The 16,288-nt window shown below is 71.1% G+C and carries 17 protein-coding genes; 15 read left to right on the forward strand and 2 right to left on the reverse strand.

The features are described from left to right. Positions 1-201 precede the first annotated feature (201 nt). The 5 genes from truA (at position 202) to AC1RTC_RS09305 (ending at position 4,057) form a co-directional block, all read left to right on the forward strand. Positions 202-1,065 carry a tRNA pseudouridine(38-40) synthase TruA gene (gene truA, locus AC1RTC_RS09285; RefSeq protein ID WP_493155245.1) on the forward strand — a complete coding sequence of 288 codons (864 nt, stop codon included), beginning with the start codon at positions 202-204 and terminating at the stop codon, positions 1,063-1,065. 168 nt (positions 1,066-1,233) lie between these two features. Then, positions 1,234-1,680: a 50S ribosomal protein L13 gene (rplM, locus tag AC1RTC_RS09290; RefSeq protein ID WP_493155246.1), complete on the forward strand. Its 447-nt coding sequence runs from the start codon at positions 1,234-1,236 to the stop codon at positions 1,678-1,680. A gap of 29 nt (positions 1,681-1,709) precedes the next feature. After that, complete coding sequence (gene rpsI, locus AC1RTC_RS09295) at positions 1,710-2,228, forward strand: 30S ribosomal protein S9 (protein WP_493155247.1); 519 nt, start codon at positions 1,710-1,712, stop codon at positions 2,226-2,228. A 26-nt stretch (positions 2,229-2,254) separates the two neighbouring features. Further along, positions 2,255-3,616, forward strand: coding sequence for a phosphoglucosamine mutase (glmM, locus tag AC1RTC_RS09300; RefSeq protein ID WP_493155248.1), 1,362 nt, complete (start codon positions 2,255-2,257; stop codon positions 3,614-3,616). A gap of 87 nt (positions 3,617-3,703) precedes the next feature. Beyond that, complete coding sequence (locus tag AC1RTC_RS09305) at positions 3,704-4,057, forward strand: group I truncated hemoglobin (RefSeq protein WP_493155249.1); 354 nt, start codon at positions 3,704-3,706, stop codon at positions 4,055-4,057. Here AC1RTC_RS09305 and AC1RTC_RS09310 read toward each other — a convergent pair. Next, positions 4,054-6,675 (reverse strand): helix-turn-helix transcriptional regulator, encoded by a 2,622-nt coding sequence (locus AC1RTC_RS09310; protein WP_493155250.1) that lies wholly within the window; start codon positions 6,673-6,675, stop codon positions 4,054-4,056. The genes AC1RTC_RS09305 and AC1RTC_RS09310 overlap by 4 nt on opposite strands. A 199-nt stretch (positions 6,676-6,874) precedes the next feature. On the opposite strand from AC1RTC_RS09310, the gene AC1RTC_RS09315 reads away from it, so the two are divergent. From AC1RTC_RS09315 to AC1RTC_RS09335, 5 genes are all read left to right on the forward strand, one after another. Continuing rightward, positions 6,875-8,320 (forward strand): cadherin-like domain-containing protein, encoded by a 1,446-nt coding sequence (locus tag AC1RTC_RS09315; protein WP_493155251.1) that lies wholly within the window; start codon positions 6,875-6,877, stop codon positions 8,318-8,320. Between the two features lie 39 nt (positions 8,321-8,359). Beyond that, entirely contained in the window at positions 8,360-8,728 is a 369-nt protein-coding gene (locus AC1RTC_RS09320) for a DUF6620 family protein (protein ID WP_493155252.1), read from the forward strand. Positions 8,729-8,730: 2 nt separating this feature from the next. Beyond that, entirely contained in the window at positions 8,731-9,126 is a 396-nt protein-coding gene (locus tag AC1RTC_RS09325) for a hypothetical protein (RefSeq protein WP_493155253.1), read from the forward strand. Positions 9,127-9,309: 183 nt separating this feature from the next. Then, positions 9,310-10,173, forward strand: a complete 864-nt coding sequence (locus AC1RTC_RS09330; RefSeq protein WP_493155254.1) for a cadherin-like domain-containing protein — start codon at positions 9,310-9,312, stop codon at positions 10,171-10,173. 80 nt (positions 10,174-10,253) lie between these two features. After that, on the forward strand, positions 10,254-10,499 hold the full coding sequence (locus AC1RTC_RS09335) for a hypothetical protein (protein ID WP_493155255.1): 246 nt from the start codon (positions 10,254-10,256) through the stop codon (positions 10,497-10,499). A gap of 406 nt (positions 10,500-10,905) precedes the next feature. Here AC1RTC_RS09335 and coaA read toward each other — a convergent pair whose 3' ends face one another. Beyond that, complete coding sequence (gene coaA, locus AC1RTC_RS09340; protein ID WP_493155256.1) at positions 10,906-11,853, reverse strand: type I pantothenate kinase; 948 nt, start codon at positions 11,851-11,853, stop codon at positions 10,906-10,908. A gap of 33 nt (positions 11,854-11,886) precedes the next feature. On the opposite strand from coaA, the gene glmS reads away from it, so the two are divergent. Genes glmS through tsaB form a run of 5 tightly spaced genes read left to right on the forward strand, consistent with a single transcriptional unit; the run spans position 11,887 to position 16,261 of the window. After that, complete coding sequence (glmS, locus tag AC1RTC_RS09345; RefSeq protein ID WP_493155257.1) at positions 11,887-13,740, forward strand: glutamine--fructose-6-phosphate transaminase (isomerizing); 1,854 nt, start codon at positions 11,887-11,889, stop codon at positions 13,738-13,740. A 20-nt stretch (positions 13,741-13,760) separates the two neighbouring features. Beyond that, positions 13,761-14,129, forward strand: a complete 369-nt coding sequence (locus tag AC1RTC_RS09350) for a holo-ACP synthase (protein ID WP_493155258.1) — start codon at positions 13,761-13,763, stop codon at positions 14,127-14,129. Continuing rightward, positions 14,126-15,205 (forward strand): alanine racemase, encoded by a 1,080-nt coding sequence (gene alr / locus AC1RTC_RS09355; RefSeq protein WP_493155259.1) that lies wholly within the window; start codon positions 14,126-14,128, stop codon positions 15,203-15,205. The genes AC1RTC_RS09350 and alr overlap by 4 nt, the downstream gene beginning before the upstream one ends. 20 nt (positions 15,206-15,225) lie before the next feature. Beyond that, positions 15,226-15,663, forward strand: coding sequence for a tRNA (adenosine(37)-N6)-threonylcarbamoyltransferase complex ATPase subunit type 1 TsaE (gene tsaE, locus AC1RTC_RS09360; RefSeq protein ID WP_493155574.1), 438 nt, complete (start codon positions 15,226-15,228; stop codon positions 15,661-15,663). Next, positions 15,647-16,261: a tRNA (adenosine(37)-N6)-threonylcarbamoyltransferase complex dimerization subunit type 1 TsaB gene (gene tsaB, locus AC1RTC_RS09365; protein WP_493155260.1), complete on the forward strand. Its 615-nt coding sequence runs from the start codon at positions 15,647-15,649 to the stop codon at positions 16,259-16,261. The genes tsaE and tsaB overlap by 17 nt, the downstream gene beginning before the upstream one ends. Positions 16,262-16,288 lie beyond the last annotated feature (27 nt).

The raw sequence follows: 16,288 nt of genomic DNA on the forward strand, positions 1-16,288 counted from the left end.
CGGCGGGGTGGCGCGGCCCGCGGCGGGGTGGCGCGGCCCGCGGCGGGCCCTTGGCGCCCGCGGAGGTGCGAAATGCAGGAGATCCGAGGGGTTGGCACCGTGCATCCCGCAAGAACAGGCGGGCCGTATGCCGCGTCTCCTGCATTTCGCACAGGTGGGGGGCGACCGACAACCGAAGTGCACCCGCCGTAAACTCTCAGGGTGTCGAACGAGCCGCTCACCCGTCTGCGCCTCGACATCGCCTACGACGGCACCGATTTCGCGGGCTGGGCCCGGCAGCCGACCCTCCGCACGGTGCAGGGCGAGCTGGAGGCGGCGCTCGCGACGGTGCTGCGCAAAGATCCGCCGACGCTCACGGTCGCCGGCCGCACCGACGCCGGCGTGCACGCGACCGGCCAGGTCGCGCACGTCGACCTCACGCACGCGCAGCTCGAGCTGCTCGCGCGACCGCACGGCCGCGGTGCGAAGCCCATGGAGCCGACCCGCGCGCTCAAGAAGCGCCTCAACGGCATCGCGGGGCTGCGCAGCGACGTCCACGTGCACGACGTCGCCATCGCGGAGGAGGGTTTCGACGCGCGGTTCTCGCCGATCTTCCGGCGGTACGAGTACCGGGTCGCGGATGCCGCGGCGACCCGCAACCCGCTGTTGCGCCGTCACACGGTCTGGTACCCGGCCACGCTCGACGTCGAGGCCATGACGGACTCGGCGAACGAGCTGCTCGGGCTGCACGACTGGGCGGCGTACTGCCGGCCGCGCGAGGGAGCGACGACGATCCGCGAGCTGCAGGAGTTCACGTGGCACCGGGACGAGACCGGCGTGCTGATCGCGACGCTCAAGGCCGACGCGTTCTGCCACAGCATGGTGCGGGCGCTCGTCGGTGCCTCCGTCTCCGTCGGAGAGCGCAAGCTCAGCGGGGAGCGGCTGCTGGGGATCCGGGCGGAGGCGCAGCGGACGAGCGAGTTCAAGGTGATGCCGGCGCACGGCCTCACGCTCGTCGAGGTCGGCTACCCGGACGACGTCGCGGCACGCGCCGCCCAAACCCGTGCACGGCGCGACGCGAACTAGACGGGACGCCGATCAGCCCGTAAGCTAGACCCTTGGTGCCACGCACCCGATCATGAGCCCTCCTGTGTTCGCAAGAACACGCGAAGGGTTCCGCGACATCGTCACGGAACGCTTCACCGGAGCGGGATTCACGAGCCACTCATCCGATCACAAGAAAGCAGTAATACTGTGACGCGTACATTTTCGCCCAAGCCCGATGACGTCCAGCGCGACTGGGTCATCATCGACGCGACCGACATCGTCCTCGGCCGCCTCGCCAGCCACGCTGCCACGCTCCTGCGCGGCAAGCACAAGGCCACCTTCGCCCCCCACATGGACATGGGCGACTTCGTCATCATCGTCAACGCGGAGAAGGTCGCCCTCACCGGCTCCAAGCTCGCGCAGAAGAAGGCCTACCGCCACTCGGGCTACCCGGGCGGCCTGACGGCGACGACCTACTCGGAGATGCTGGAGAAGCACCCGACCCGCGCCGTCGAGAAGGCGATCCGCGGCATGCTGCCGAAGAACTCGATCGGCCGCGCGCAGCTGACCAAGCTCAAGGTGTACGCAGGCGCCGAGCACCCCCACGCTGCACAGCAGCCCAAGCCGTACACCCTCTCCCAGGTCGCTCAGTAGAGCCCCGCAGAATTAAGGACTGACTACTCATGGCCAAGATCGAAGACTCCGTCGAGAACGACGAGACCACGCCCGAGACCTACTCGACCGAGACCCCCACGAGCTACTCCACCGAGTCGACTCCTGAGGCGGCCCCGAAGACCCCCCGTGCCGTGCTGAACGTCCCCGGCGCTGCCGTGGGCCGCCGCAAGGAGGCGATCGCCCGCGTGCGCATCGCTCCCGGCACCGGCAAGGCGACCGTCAACGGCCGCGAGCTCGCCGAGTACTTCCCCAACAAGCTGCACCAGCAGCTCATCAACGACCCGTTCAAGGTGCTCGACCTCCTCGGCAGCTACGACGTGATCGCGAAGATCACCGGCGGTGGCCCCTCCGGCCAGGCCGGCGCGCTGCGCCTCGCGATCGCTCGTTCGCTCAACGAGATCGACCGCGAGAACAACCGTCCCGCCCTCAAGAAGGCAGGCTTCCTCACTCGTGACGCCCGCGTCATCGAGCGCAAGAAGGCCGGTCTCAAGAAGGCCCGCAAGGCGTCGCAGTTCTCGAAGCGCTAGTCCGAGTCGCGTAAAGGCCAGCAGCAATGCCTCGGCTCTTCGGCACGGACGGCGTACGCGGGCTCGCCAATGGCGAGCTCACGGTCGACCTCGCACTCGGTCTTGCCCAGGCGGCAGCAGTCGTCCTGGGCAAGGGCCGGGTGGCGGACGGCCGGCGTGCGTCCGGCCGCCGCCCGATCGCGGTCATCGGCCGCGACCCGCGCATCTCCGGTGAGTTCCTCGGCGCTGCTGTTGCGGCCGGGCTCGCCAGTTCCGGCGTCGATGTCTACGACGCCGGCGTCATCCCGACCCCCGGCCTCGCGTTCCTCGTCGGCGACTTCAAGGCCGACCTCGGCGTGATGATCTCGGCGTCGCACAACCCGGCGCCCGACAACGGAATCAAGTTCTTCGCGACCGGCGGCACGAAACTGCCCGACGAGGTCGAGGACCGGATCGAAGCGGCCATGGCCGAGCCGAGCCTCGCCCCGAAGGGCGGCGACGTCGGCCGCATCCGCCGGTTCTCGGACGCCGAGGACCGCTACATCGTGCACCTGCTCTCGACGCTTCCGCACCGTCTCGACGGCCTGCACGTCGTTCTCGACTGCGCGCACGGCGCCGCCGCCGGCGTCTCCCCCCAGGTCTTCACGGATGCCGGCGCCAAGGTCACCGTCATCGGAGCCGACCCGGACGGCATCAACATCAACGACGGTGTGGGCTCCACCCATCTCGGGCCCCTCCAGCAGGCCGTGGTCGCCCACGGCGCGGACATCGGCATCGCGCACGACGGCGACGCGGACCGCTGCCTCGCGGTCGACGCGCAGGGCAACGTCATCGACGGCGACCAGATCATGGCCATCCTCGCGGTCTCGATGGCGGAGCGCGGCGTCCTCGCCGACCGCACCCTCGTCGCGACGGTCATGAGCAACCTCGGGCTCAAGCGGGCCATGGCTGCTCACGACATCTCGGTGATCGACACGGCGGTCGGCGACCGCTACGTGCTCGAGGCACTGGGCGAGCACAACCTGTCCCTCGGCGGCGAGCAGTCGGGCCACGTGATCATGACGAAGTTCGCGACCACCGGCGACGGCATCCTGACCGGCCTGCACCTCGTGGCGGAGATGGCCCGTACCGGCCGCACGATCGCGGACCTCGCCTCGGTGATGACGGTCTACCCGCAGGTGCTCGTCAACGTGCGCGGGGTCGACCACCACTCGCTCGGCTCGGACGCCGTCATCGCGGAGGCCGTGACTGCCGCGGAGGCGGGGCTCGGCGACACCGGCCGCGTGCTCCTGCGCCCCTCGGGCACCGAGCCTATGGTGCGCGTCATGGTTGAGGCAGAGCACCAGGATGAGGCGGACCGCATCGCCCAGTCGCTCGCCGACACGGTGCGCGAGCAACTCGGCGCCTGAGCCCCCCGTAGCCCGAATCTGAGCAATGATTGCTCAGGTGACCGTGACTGCCCACTGCGATCCTGAAGGCTGCGAAAGGATGGGACAGTGACGATCTACGACCAGATCGGCGGCCAGCCCGTGATCAAGACGGCGACGACCGTCTTCTACGGGCGCGTGACGGGCGACGAGGCACTCGCGCAGTGGTTCAACGGCGTCGACATCTCGCGCCTGCGCGCGCACCAGAGGGCGTTCCTCGCCGCGGCGCTCGACGGTCCGCAGCTCTTCACCGGCCTCGACCTGGGCGAGGCGCACTCCGCGATGGCGATCACCGACGACGCGTTCACCCGGGTGGTCGCGCACCTGGTCACGACCCTGGAAGACCTGGGGGTCGCCGAGGCGGTCCTCACCGAGGTCGAGCTGCGCCTCGAGACCCTGCGCTCGCAGGTCGTGACGGCCTAGCGCCCGCTCAGCTCGCTGCGGCCCCGGATGCCCAGCTTCGCGTAGCTCGACTGAAGGTGGTTGTCGACCGTGCGGGGCGACAGGAAGAGCCGCTCCGCGATCTCGATGCTGCTGAGGCCCTGGGCGGCGAGTCCGCTGACCTCCCGCTCCCGCTTCGTGAGCTGCTGCGCGGTGTCGAGGAACTGCAGGAGCGGCGTCGCTGCGCCCTCGCAGTGCGCCGCAAGGGCGTCGGCGCGGTTCTGGAGCGCCGCGGCATCCCGGCCCCGTTCCGCCTTGCGGGCGACTCCGGCGGCCGACGCCATGGCCTCCGCCGCGAACAGCAGCTGCCCGAGGGCCTCCCAGCGCTCGGAGATCGTGACGAGCGCCTCCACGGAGGGCTCGGCCTCAGCGCGGACGTGGGCGGACTGCAGGTCGATGAGGGGCGACTCGCCCTCGTTGCCGAGCACCACGAGCGCCGGCATGGCGAGTGCGGCCCCGCCGAGGCGCGCGGCGCCGTGCAGGAGTGACGAGGCGAGCACGCGGTGGCCGCGGCGCGCGACGGCCTCGGCCCGCGCGATGATGATCGGGATCGCGGACTGGTCGCCCTGGATCGCCGCGACCCACTGCACCGCGAGGGTGGCGACCGAGCTGTTCTCGACGTATCCGGGGGCCAGTGCGTTCGCCACCTCGGTAGCCTCCGCGGTGCGCCCCTGCCAGGCGAGTGCGAGCGCGAGCCAGGCCCTGCCCTGGTCGCGGTACGAGATCGGCCCGCGCGCCTGGGCGCCGCTGATCACGTCCCGGAACCAGCGCGCCGCGGTGTCGAGCTTGCCGAGCGCGAGGGCGCAGCGCCCGAGAAGCAGCTCGTCGTAGCGCACCGCGAGCTCGTCGTCGTGGTCCATGGCGTCGTGGAGCGAGGCGAGGGCGAGGGTGCGGCACTCCTCGACGAAGCCCGACTGGATGAGCGCGGTCGAGAGCACCATCTGCGCGCGCCGCACGGCGAACACGGGCAGCGGCTCATTCGTCGCGTAGGCGACCGCCTCGCGGGCGGCGGCGATCGCGGCCTCCGCGCGGCCGAGCGCGGCGAGGGGGAGTGCGGTGGACATCGCGAGGATCGCGGTGCGCGCGACCTCGGAGTCGTGCTGCGGCCGCGCGGTCAGCAGTTGCTCGGCGGCGAGCTCCGCCTCCTCGAGGTTGAGCAGGAGAACCGCGCGCGAGAGGGCGAGCGAGCTCGCGAGGGAGGGGTGCTCCGACTCCACCTGGTCGAGGAGGTCGAGGCCCTTGCGGTTGCCGAGCAGCTCGCCGGCGTAGGTGCTGGCTCGGGCCGTCGCGATGAGGCCGGTGAGCCGTTCCGCGGTGGGGTCCTGCACATCCGCGGCGGCCGCGCGCTCGAGCAGGTCGAGGGCGACCGAGTTGCGCCCCATGGTCCACTGCGCCTCGCCCTGCAGGAACAGCATCTCGGCGGCGGGTGCGCCCGCGAGCAGTGCGGCGGCGGCGAGCCGGGCCACGGCCTCGTGGTCCTGGGAGAGCAGCGCGAGGTGCGCCGCGCGGGCGAGAAGCCCCGGGTCGCTCGGCTCGCCGGCGTCCAGCCGCCAGACCGCCACCCGCAGCTCGTCCTCCTGAGACATCGGCCGCGCGGAGAGGATGTCCGCCTGGTCGAGCAGGTTGTCGACGATCGTCAGGCGGGAGAGGGATGCCCGGACCGCCGCCACGTACTGGGGGTGGCCGAGCGACACGAGCAGCCTGTCGCCGACGACCTCGACCAGCCCCGACTTCTCGAGGGCGATGACGCGCTTGCGGGCATCCTCGAACCTGATGTCTGACAGCGCGAGCGGCTGGCACACCGCGAGGCGCTCGACGATGGCGCGGTCTACGGGGTCCAGGTGCTGCATGCGCGAGCGGATGAGGTCGTGCAGCGCGGGGGTGCCGATCGGCTCGCCCATGAGCTGCCACACGCCCTCGGACTCGACCAGCTGCTTCTCCTCAAGGGCTCCGAGCACGAGCTCGCGGAGGAAGAGCGGGTTGCCACCGGACATGGCGTGCAGGTCGACGGCGGTGCGGTGCGCGATGCGGCCCGCGAGCACTTGGCCGAGCACGGCCTCGTAGCCGGCGACGTCGAGGGGCGGCACGTCTACGCGCAGGGCGGTGCTGCTGGTCCACATGGAGAGGATTGCGTCGGGGAGGGGGTCGCCGTTGCGCACCGTGGCGACGAGCCGGGCCGCGCCCGCGGCGAGGAGCTGAGTGATCACGGCGAGGGAGAGTGAGTCGAGCAGCGAGAGGTCGTCGATAACGATCACGACCCGGCGGCCGGCCGCGCGGGACTCGACGGCGCGCCGGACCTGCTCGAAGAGGACGACGGAGTCGCGCGAGGCGGCCTGCAGGTCGATCGGCTCGCGTGCGAGAGCCGGGGCGAGGGCTCCGAGGGGGATCGCGGACATCGTCTCGCTCGCCACGATCGGGATGGCGAGCCAGCCGTCGGCCTCGAGGATCGCGGCGGACTCGGCGGCAAGGCGGGTCTTCCCGACCCCGGACGGTCCGCAGAGGATGACGACGGAGGCCGCGGGGGAGCGCAGTGCCGCCGTGATGCGGTCGAGGAGCGCGTCTCGGCCGACCAGCGGCCACGCGGCCTGGAGCTCGCTCATCCCCGCCTCCCGCGCTCGGGGCCCGTGGGGCCCATAGGTGAGAAAGCTTACCGTTCTGGCCGTGCCGTGCGGATGCGCGGCGGTGACTAGGTAATGGCCCGCCACAGATGAGTAATCGGTGCCCATCCGCGTGAGCCCGCGCCCGGCGATTCTGTAGTCACGCCGAAATCCGGCACCACTTCACAGCCAAGGACATCACATGAACAACACCTGCAAGTTCGCCAGCGCCGGCATCGTGGCTCTGGGCCTCACCGCGTTCGGCCTCGTCGGCGCGACGGCTGCCAACGCCGCCGGGCTGAAGCCCGTCGGCGGAGACGACTACTACTCCATCGCCCAGGGCGAGACGCTGACCGTCGCGGCCCCCGGGATCCTGGCCAACGACACAGACGCCGAGGGCGACGTGCTGCACGTCGGGAACTCCTTCGGCTACAACGGCGCGGACTTCGTGCAGGTGAACATGGACGGCTCGTTCCAGTTCACCCCGAGCCCGAACTTCTACGGGACGGCGAGCTTCTCGTACTACCCGGCTGACGACCTCAGCCTCGGGGCGCAGGTCACGGTGCACATCACCGTGACCCCCACGGTGCCCTCGGCCCCCGTCGTGCTCACTGCCGCCGACGACCTCTACTCCACCCCGCAGGACACGGCGCTCACGGTGCCGGCATCGGCAGGGCTCCTTGCGAACGACTCGGGCCCCGGCTACTTCTACGCGGCGAACGGGCCCGCTGTGCAGTCGGGCCAGATCGTCATCAACCAGGATGGCAGCTTCACCTACACGCCGCCCGCGGGATTTGCCGGGACGACGACGTTCGGCTACCGCACCACGGACGGCAACACCTTCAGCAACGACGCCATGGTGACGATCACAGTGACGCCGTCGGTGGTCGTACCGCCGGCACCGCTCGTGGTGGGTGACGACCAGTATGCGACGACCAACGACGCCGTTCTGACGGTGCCGGCGGCCTCCGGCCTGCTCGCCAACGACTCCATGCCGGCCACCGTCTACGACGTGAGCGGCTCCGGCTCGTTCCTCGTACAGCCGGACGGCAGCTTCGTCTACACGCCGGTCGCCGGCTTCGTCGGCACGAAGACCTTCCAGTACCGCACAACGGACGGCACGCAGTTCAGCGGGTTCGGCACCGTGACCATCACGGTGTCGGCACCGTCGGTTCCCCCGGCCGCGGGCAAGCCGACGGCCAACCCCGACCAGTACTCGACCGCCCAGGACACGGCGCTCGTGATCAGTGCCGCCAGCGGCCTGCTGGCGAACGACTCCTTCCCCGCCGGCGCGGTAGTCGACATCGACGACGTCTCGGGCGAGATCGTGGCGCAGCTCGACGGCAGCTTCGTCTACACCCCCGCTGCCGGGTTCTCCGGACTCAAGGAGTTCGCATACCGCATGTCCGACGGCACCGCGCTCAGTGACTGGGCCTACGTCGCCATCACGGTCACCCCTGCCTCGACCGGCGCCCCCGCGACTCCGTCCGGCAACGGCGGCACGCCGTCGCCGGGCGACCTGCCGACACTCGCCTACACGGGCACGGCAGCCCCGAGCACCTGGATGCTCGCCCCTGCACTCGGCGCCCTCGGGCTCGGCGGCCTCGGCCTCTGGGTCGCTCGTCGCCGCGAACAGCGCTCCCTCTAGAACGCACTACCAAACCCACTCAACAGAAAGAAGCACGAGATGAACCTCCTCAAGTCGATCAAGGACATGGGCGCCATGATGAACGCCGCCCCCGACCTCATCCAGTCCGCCAACCGCCTCGCCGAGAACGCGAAGGTGCAGCAGGCCCAGGCCATGGCGCCCGCCGCCGTCGTCGAGCCCTCCGCCGAGGCGCTCGCCCCGATCGCCGGTGTCGACCTCGCGGTCTACGCCCGCGTGTCGAAGGGCATCGCGGCCTACGGCTACGACGCCGCCAAGCTGCCGCTCGTCGCGTCGGCCTACGGCGTCTCGGCCGCGAACTGGGCGATCGCCCAGACCGGCTGGGCCGCGCGCATCCAGAACGACGCAGCTGTCGGCGCCAAGTTCAACCAGCTCTACGCGGGCGCCTGATCATGGGCTTCCTCGACAGCTACTTCAAGCTCACGTCGATGGCCGACGAGATGAGCGAGAAGTCCGACGTGGGGGCGAGCATGGCCTCCATGCAGTCCAAGCTCGACTCGCTCAACGCCACCATGGCACCGCCCGTCGCGGCCGATCCGGCCAAGCGGCAGGATGCCACGGCCACCGTGACCGCATCCCGCCCCAGCGGCGCACAGGTCAACGGAGCGATGGTCGTCGAGCTCGAGCTGCTCGTGGTCTTGGCGGGGGGCATCCCGGTGCCCGTCACCCAGACCGCGCTCGTGCCGCCGGCCGATCTCGGCCGCATCCACGTCGGCAGCCGTCTCGCGGTATCGCTCGACCCGTCGGTGCCCGCCACCCTCGTCGTCGACTGGACGCGCGCGGCCTGACGGCGCCCCCCAAGACCGGCCGCCCCGAGAGGGGCGGCCGGTCTTGTGCCGTTGTGGGGCCGCGCTCGAACTAGGTAGTGCCGCCCGGGTAGTTGAGCAATCGCTGCCCATCCGCTGCGCCGCGCGCCGCGGGAATCTGGTTCAGGCGAGAAACGCCGAACACTTCTGAGCAAAGGACACAGCATGAACATCATCAAGACCACCGTCGCGGGGCTGGCCATCGCCGCCGCCGTCACCCTTCCCCTCGTGGGCACCGCCGCGGCTTTCGCGGGGGACGCCTACTTCGCGCCGACCGCCGTCGACGACGAGTACTGGATGACCCAGGGCACCTCGTACTTCGTGGACGGGGGCGGCATCGGGGTCATCGCCAACGACTACGCCTCCGACTCGGGCGACCTGCGGATCGACAACATGAGCTACGACAGCGCCATCCTCGGGCTCAGCTCGCTCGGCTACTTCACCTACACGCCTGACCCGGCATTCGTCGGCGATGCCGTGATCACCTACACGATCAAGGACACGCTCTCGGGCCTCAGCAGCAACACGGCGACCATCGTCATCCACGTCGCTGCCGCCCCGGCGCCGCTCCCGATCGCGAACCCGGACGGCTACACGACCCCGCAGGACACCCCGCTCGTCGTCGACGCCGCCTCCGGGCTGCTCGCCAACGACACGGACGTGTGGCAGGTGTTCACCCAGGACAACAGCGTGGGGCTGATGGCGATGAACGCCGACGGCGACTTCACCTTCACCCCGCCGGCGGGCTTCGTGGGCACGGTCACGTTCAACTACTCGGCGGTGGACGCGAACTTCACCGTCAGCAACACGGCGCTCGTGACCATCGAGGTCACGGCGGCTCCGATCTCAGTCATCCCGAGCAACCCGATCCCGCACGACCCTGGGACGCCCGATGACGGCCAGCTCGAGACCCTCGCTTACACGGGCACCGATGACGTCACCGTGTGGCTCATCGCCCCGGCGCTCGCGCTCCTCGGCCTGGGCCTCGTCGCGGTGCGGTTCGCCCGCCGCCGCGCAGCCCAGCAGTAGGCCCCTCGGGCCCCGTCCTCCGGGACGGGGCCCGTTTCGCCCGTCCTCCGGGACGGGCCTCCTTCGAGAAGGGAACGCCCGTGAGCCGCGTCGAAGCCCACTGCATCGTGATCACGTCGCGCCTCGCGGCGCACTTCGCCGGCGGCTCGGCCGTTGAGCTCGAGCTCGCGGTGACGCTGCCCACGGGCATCCGGCTGCCCGTCGCCCACGCCTCCGTGGTGCAGCGGGCCGATCGCGCGAGGGTGCGCCCCGGCTCGGCCCTCGCGGTCACGCTCGACCCCGACCGCCCCGACACCCTCGCGATCGACTGGTCGCGGGCTGCCTGAGCCTCCCGCCCCGTCTCGCCCCGTCCCGTCCGGCCCCGTCCCGTCTCGTCCCGTCTCGTCCCGTCCCGTCCCGTGCCGTCTCGTCTCGTCCCGTCCCGTCCCGTCCCGTCCCGTCCCGTCCCGTCTCGTCTCGTCCCGTCCCGTCCCGTCTCGTCCCGTCCCGTCCCGTGCACGAAATGCAGGAGATCTGGTTGCCTCGGGCGCGGTCAAGCGCTCGACCGCTCCGCAGCGCGCCGCATCTCCTGCATTTGACACGGGTGCGGGGTGCGGGGTGCGGTGGCGGGGTGCGGGGGCACGGGCACGGGGTGCGGGGGCACGGGCACGGGGTCACGGGCACGGGGTGCGGGTGGCGGGGGCGGGGCGGGGTGCCCGGCACGGGGTGCGCCGCGGCCCGGGATGCCCCGGCTCAGGTCTTGCGGAGCAGGACGCTCGCGACCGCGTGGTCGCCGCCCTTGCGCAGTACCAGATCGGCTCGCGGGCGCGTCGGCACGATGTTCTGCAGGAGGTTCGGCTCGTTGATCGCGTGCCAGATGCCGCGCGCGCGGGCCCGGGCCTCGTCCTCGGTGAGGGACGCGAAGCGGTGGAAGTACGACTGGGGATTGGTGAAGGCGCCGCGCTGCAGTCGGAGGAAGCGCTCCTCGTACCAGCGGGCGATGTCGGCGGTGCGGGCGTCCACGTAGATGGAGAAGTCGAAGAGGTCGCTCACGGCGAGGCTCCGGCCGGGGGCTGCGGGCTGGAGCACGTTCAGCCCCTCCACGATGAGCACGTCGGGCGCGTTCACCACGATCTCGGCGTCGGGGACGATGTCGTAGGCGAGGTGGGAGTAGAACGGCGCGCGCACCTCGGGCGCCCCGCTCTTCACCTTGTTCACAAACCGCAGCAGGGCGCGGCGGTCGTACGACTCCGGGAAGCCCTTGCGCTCCATGAGACCGCGCCGCTCGAGCTCGGCGTTCGGGAAGAGGAAGCCGTCCGTCGTCACGAGCTCGACCCGCGGGGTGCCCTCCCAACGACCGAGCAACTCCCGCAGCAGCCGCGCGACCGTCGACTTGCCGACCGCCACGGAGCCCGCCACCCCGATCACGAACGGCGTGTGGGGGGAGCGCTCGCCGAGGAAGGAGGAGGTCGCGGCGTGCAGCTGCCGCGCGCCCTCGGCGTACAGCGAGAGCAGCCGGCTGAGCGGGAGGTAGACCGCGGCCACCTCCGTGAGGTCCAGCTCGTCGCCGAGGCCGCGCAGTTCGACGACCTCGGTGGCGGTCAGCGGAGCCGTCACGGTGGGGGCGAGAGCCGCCCAATCGGCCCGGTCGAGCTCGATGAACGGGGACTCGTGACCATGGGTCGAGGAGGGGTCGGACATTCCCACCAGCTTACTGGCACTAAAATCAGGGGCATGTGTGGAATCGTGGGCTACGTCGGTGACAACAAGAGTCTCGAGGTGCTCCTCGGAGGCCTCAAGCGCCTGGAGTATCGGGGGTACGACTCCGCCGGAGTCGCTGTCATCGGCGAGGACGGCACCATGGACACCCGCAAGCGCGCGGGCAAGCTCCAGGTGCTCGTCGACGACCTCGAGACGCGCCCGATGGCCAACGGCGCCACGGGCATCGGCCACACCCGCTGGGCCACCCACGGCGGCCCCACCGACCGCAACGCGCACCCGCACCTGGGCGCCGACGGCAAGCTCGCGCTGATCCACAACGGCATCATCGAGAACTTCTCCGAGCTCAAGCAGGAGCTGCTCGACACCGGCGCCACCTTCACGAGCGAGACCGACACCGAGGTCGCCGCGATCCTCGTCGGCCGCGAGTACGAGCAGACACAGGACCTCACGGAGTCCCTCCGCCGCGTCGTGGCCCGCCTCGAGGGCGCCTTCACGCTCCTCGTCATGCACGCGGACCAGCCCGGCATCGTCGTCGGCGCCCGCCGCAATTCCCCGCTCGTGATCGGCCTCGGCGACGGCGAGAACTTCCTCGGCTCCGACGTGGCCGCGTTCGTTGAGTTCACCCGCCGCGCCGTCGCGATCGGCCAGGACCAGATCGTCACGATCCGCCCCGACTCCGTCGTCGTCACCGATTTCGACGGGACCGCGGTCGAGACCGAGGAGTTCGAGATCGCGTGGGATGCCTCGGCCTCCGAGAAGGGCGGCTGGTCGAGCTTCATGGCCAAGGAGATCAGCGAGGAGCCGGAGGCCGTCGCCAACACGATCCTCGGCCGCATCCACGACGGCCTCGTGGACCTCAAGGAGCTGGAGCCCCTCGGCGTCGACGCCCTCAAGGACATCGACCGCATCGTCATCATCGCCTGTGGCACCGCCGCCTACGCGGGGATGCTCGGCAAGTACGCCATCGAGCAGTGGTCGCGCATCCCGGTCGACGTTGAGCTCAGCCACGAGTTCCGCTACCGCAACCCGATCCTCACCGACCGCACTCTCGTGATCTCGATCAGCCAGTCCGGCGAGACGATGGACACCCTGATGGCCGTGAAGTTCGCGATGGCCTCGGGCGCGAAGGTGCTCTCGGTCTGCAACACGCAGGGCGCGACCATCCCGCGCGAGTCGCACGCCGTCGTCTACACGCACGCCGGCCCCGAGGTCGCCGTCGCGTCGACCAAGGCGTTCGTCGCCCAGGTCACCGCGCTGTACCTGATCGGCCTCGAGCTGGGCAAGGTGCGCGGCACGCTCGCCGACGAGGAGATCCGCGAGAACGTCAAGGAGCTCCAGGCCGTGCCCGAGAAGATCGCCGAGATCCTCTCGGTCTCGCAGGCCGAGATCGGGCAGCTCGCGCACTGGATGACCGACACCCAGTCCGTGCTGTTCCTCGGCCGCAACGTGGGCTACCCGGTCGCGCTCGAGGGCGCGCTCAAGCTCAAGGAGCTCGCCTACATCCACGCGGAGGGCTTCGCCGCCGGCGAGCTGAAGCACGGCCCGATCGCGCTCATCGAGCCCGGCCAGGTCGTGTTCGTGATCGTCCCGAGCCCGCGCGACCCGAACTCGCTGCACCCGAAGGTCGTCTCCAACATCCAGGAGATCCGCGCGCGCGGCGCCCGGGTCATCGCGATCGCCGAGAAGGGGGATGCCGCCGTCCTCCCGTTCGCGGACGAGGTCATCCCCATCCCGCTCGCAGGCTCGCTCTTCGAGCCGTTCCTCGCGGTTGTGCCGCTGCACATCTTCGGCATGGAGCTGTCCGCGGCGAAGGGCCTGGACGTGGACCAGCCGCGCAACCTCGCCAAGTCCGTCACGGTGGAATAGGCGTTCGTGGGGCGCGGGCAGTGATCGTCGGCATCGGCGTGGATGTCGTCGACATCGCTCGCTTCGAGCGGGGACTCATCCGCACACCGGCGCTCAAGGACCGCCTGTTCGCCGAGAGCGAACAGGAACGGGACGGCAGCCCCATGCCGCTGCGCTCCCTCGCCGGCAGGTTCGCCGCGAAGGAGGCGCTCATCAAGGCCCTCGGCGACTCCTCGGGCGTCACCTGGCACGACATGCGCGTCGTCTCCAACGAGCTCGGCAACCCGGGCTTCGAGCTGTACGAGTCGACGAGGGCGATCGCGGAGGGCCGCGGGATCACCGCCATCCACCTCTCCATGAGCCACGACGCGGGGTTCGCGATCGCGTACGTCATCGCGGAGGCGCCGTGAGGCACGCGCATGTCGATCTCGCCGCGATCTCGCGCAACGTCGAGGCGCTGCGCTCCGTCGTGGGCGACGCGAGCACCATGGCGGTCGTGAAGGCGAACGCCTACGGCCACGGCGCGGTGCCCGTTGCGCGCGCCGCGCTCGAGGGCGGGGCGGACTGGCTGGGCGTGGTCGACCTCGACGAGGCACTCGAGCTGAGGGCGGCGGGCGTGGACGCTCCCGTCTTCGCGTGGCTGCACGACCCGTCCGCAGACTTCGACGTGGCCGTCGAGCACGGTGTCGACGTCGGGGTGAGCTACCTCGACCAGCTCGACCGGGCGGCCGCGGCATCCGGGCGCCCGTCTGTGCATCTGAAGGTCGACACCGGGCTGGGCCGCAACGGTATCGCGCCCGGCGACTGGGCAGAGGCCTTCGCGGCGGCCGTCGCCCATGAGCGGGCGGGGAGGGTCCGGATCCGCGGGCTCTGGACGCACCTCGCCGGTGCGGACGACGACGCCCAGCTCGCCCAGTTCGAGGTGGCGCGCGCCGCCGCGGCAGCAGCCGGGCTCGAGCCCGAGCTGTTCCACGTCGGGGCGACCGCTGCCGCCCTGCGCGAGCCCGCGTCGCGCTTCGACCTGGTGCGCCTCGGCATCGGCATCTACGGCGTCTCGCCGTTCGAGGGCCGGGATGCCGCGGGCGCAGCCCTCACCCCGGCCATGACGCTCTCGGCCACCGTGGTCTCCGCGAAGCGCGTCGCGGCGGGCACGGGAGTCTCGTACGGCCACGACTACGTCACCCCGCGCGAGACGACGCTGGCCCTGGTGCCCCTCGGCTACGCGGACGGCATCCCGCGCCACGCCTCCTCCCGCGGGCCCGTCTCCATCAACGGCACCACCTACCGCATCGCCGGCCGGGTGGCGATGGACCAGTTCGTCGTGGACGTGGGCGACGGCGCGGTGGCGGTGGGCGACCGCGCCGTGCTGTTCGGCGACCCGTCGACGGGCGTGCCGAGCGTCGACGACTGGGCCGCCGCGGCGGACACCATCAACTACGAGATCGTCACCCGCATCGGCAACCGCGTGAAGCGGGTCTACCTGTGATCATCGAGTCGCCGGATGCCATGGCCGAGCTCGGGGCGGCGCTGGCGAAGGAGCTCCGCGCGGGCGACCTCGTGCTGCTCAACGGCGAGCTCGGTGCCGGCAAGACCACGCTCACGCGCGGCATCGGCGAGGCGCTCGGCGTGCGCGGCGCCGTGACGAGCCCCACGTTCGTGCTCGCGCGCACCCACCCCGCTGACCCCGCGCCCCTCGTGCACGTCGACGCCTACCGGCTCGCCAGCGCGATGGAGCTCGACGACCTGGACATCGACTACCCGGGGTCGATCGTGGTGGTGGAGTGGGGCAAGGGCCTTACCGACGGCCTCACCGACGACTGGCTCGAGATCGACATCGAGCGCCCGCACGGGGGCGACCCGGAGGCCGAGGTCGAGCCCCGCACGGTGACCCTCACCGCGCACGGCGCCCGGTGGAAGGAGTGGCTCGATGCTGCTCGCGATTGACACCTCCGCCGGCACGAGCGTCGCCGTCGTCGACCGCGAGGCGGGCGTCCTCGCCGAGCACTCGTCCGACGACACCCGCCGGCATGCGGAGGTGGTGGGCGACCTCATCGCGGCCTGCTTGGCCGACTCGGGCATTGCTATTGCCGACCTCTCGGGCGTCGTCGCGGGGATGGGCCCGGGTCCGTTCACCGGCCTGCGCGTGGGCATCGCCGCCGCGCGCGCCTTCGGGTTCGGCGCGGGGAAGCTCGTCGTCCCGATCGTGAGCCATGACGCTATCGCGCTCGGGGAGAGCGGCCCGATCGTGGTGGCGACGGACGCGCGCCGCAGCGAGCTCTACTGGTCCGCCTACGAGGCTCCGGATGCCGCGGGCCTCCCGGTGCGCACCGCAGGGCCGTCCCTGGTGAAGGCCGTGGACCTCGAGTCCGCCGTGCCGGCCGGCCACCGCATCATCCGGGCGGCCACCGTCTCGGCCGCCTCCCTCGGGCTGCTCGCCGAGGCGCTCTACGCGAACGGACGGCCCTTCGCCGCCGACGAGCCCCTCTACCTGCGCTCGCCGGACGTGACCCTGTCGGCCGGCCCGAAGCGGGTGACCTCGTGACGGTCTCCGGCGGGTTGAGTAGTGCGC

Source organism: Rhodoglobus sp. GW821-FHT12B09 (assembly GCF_058809925.1).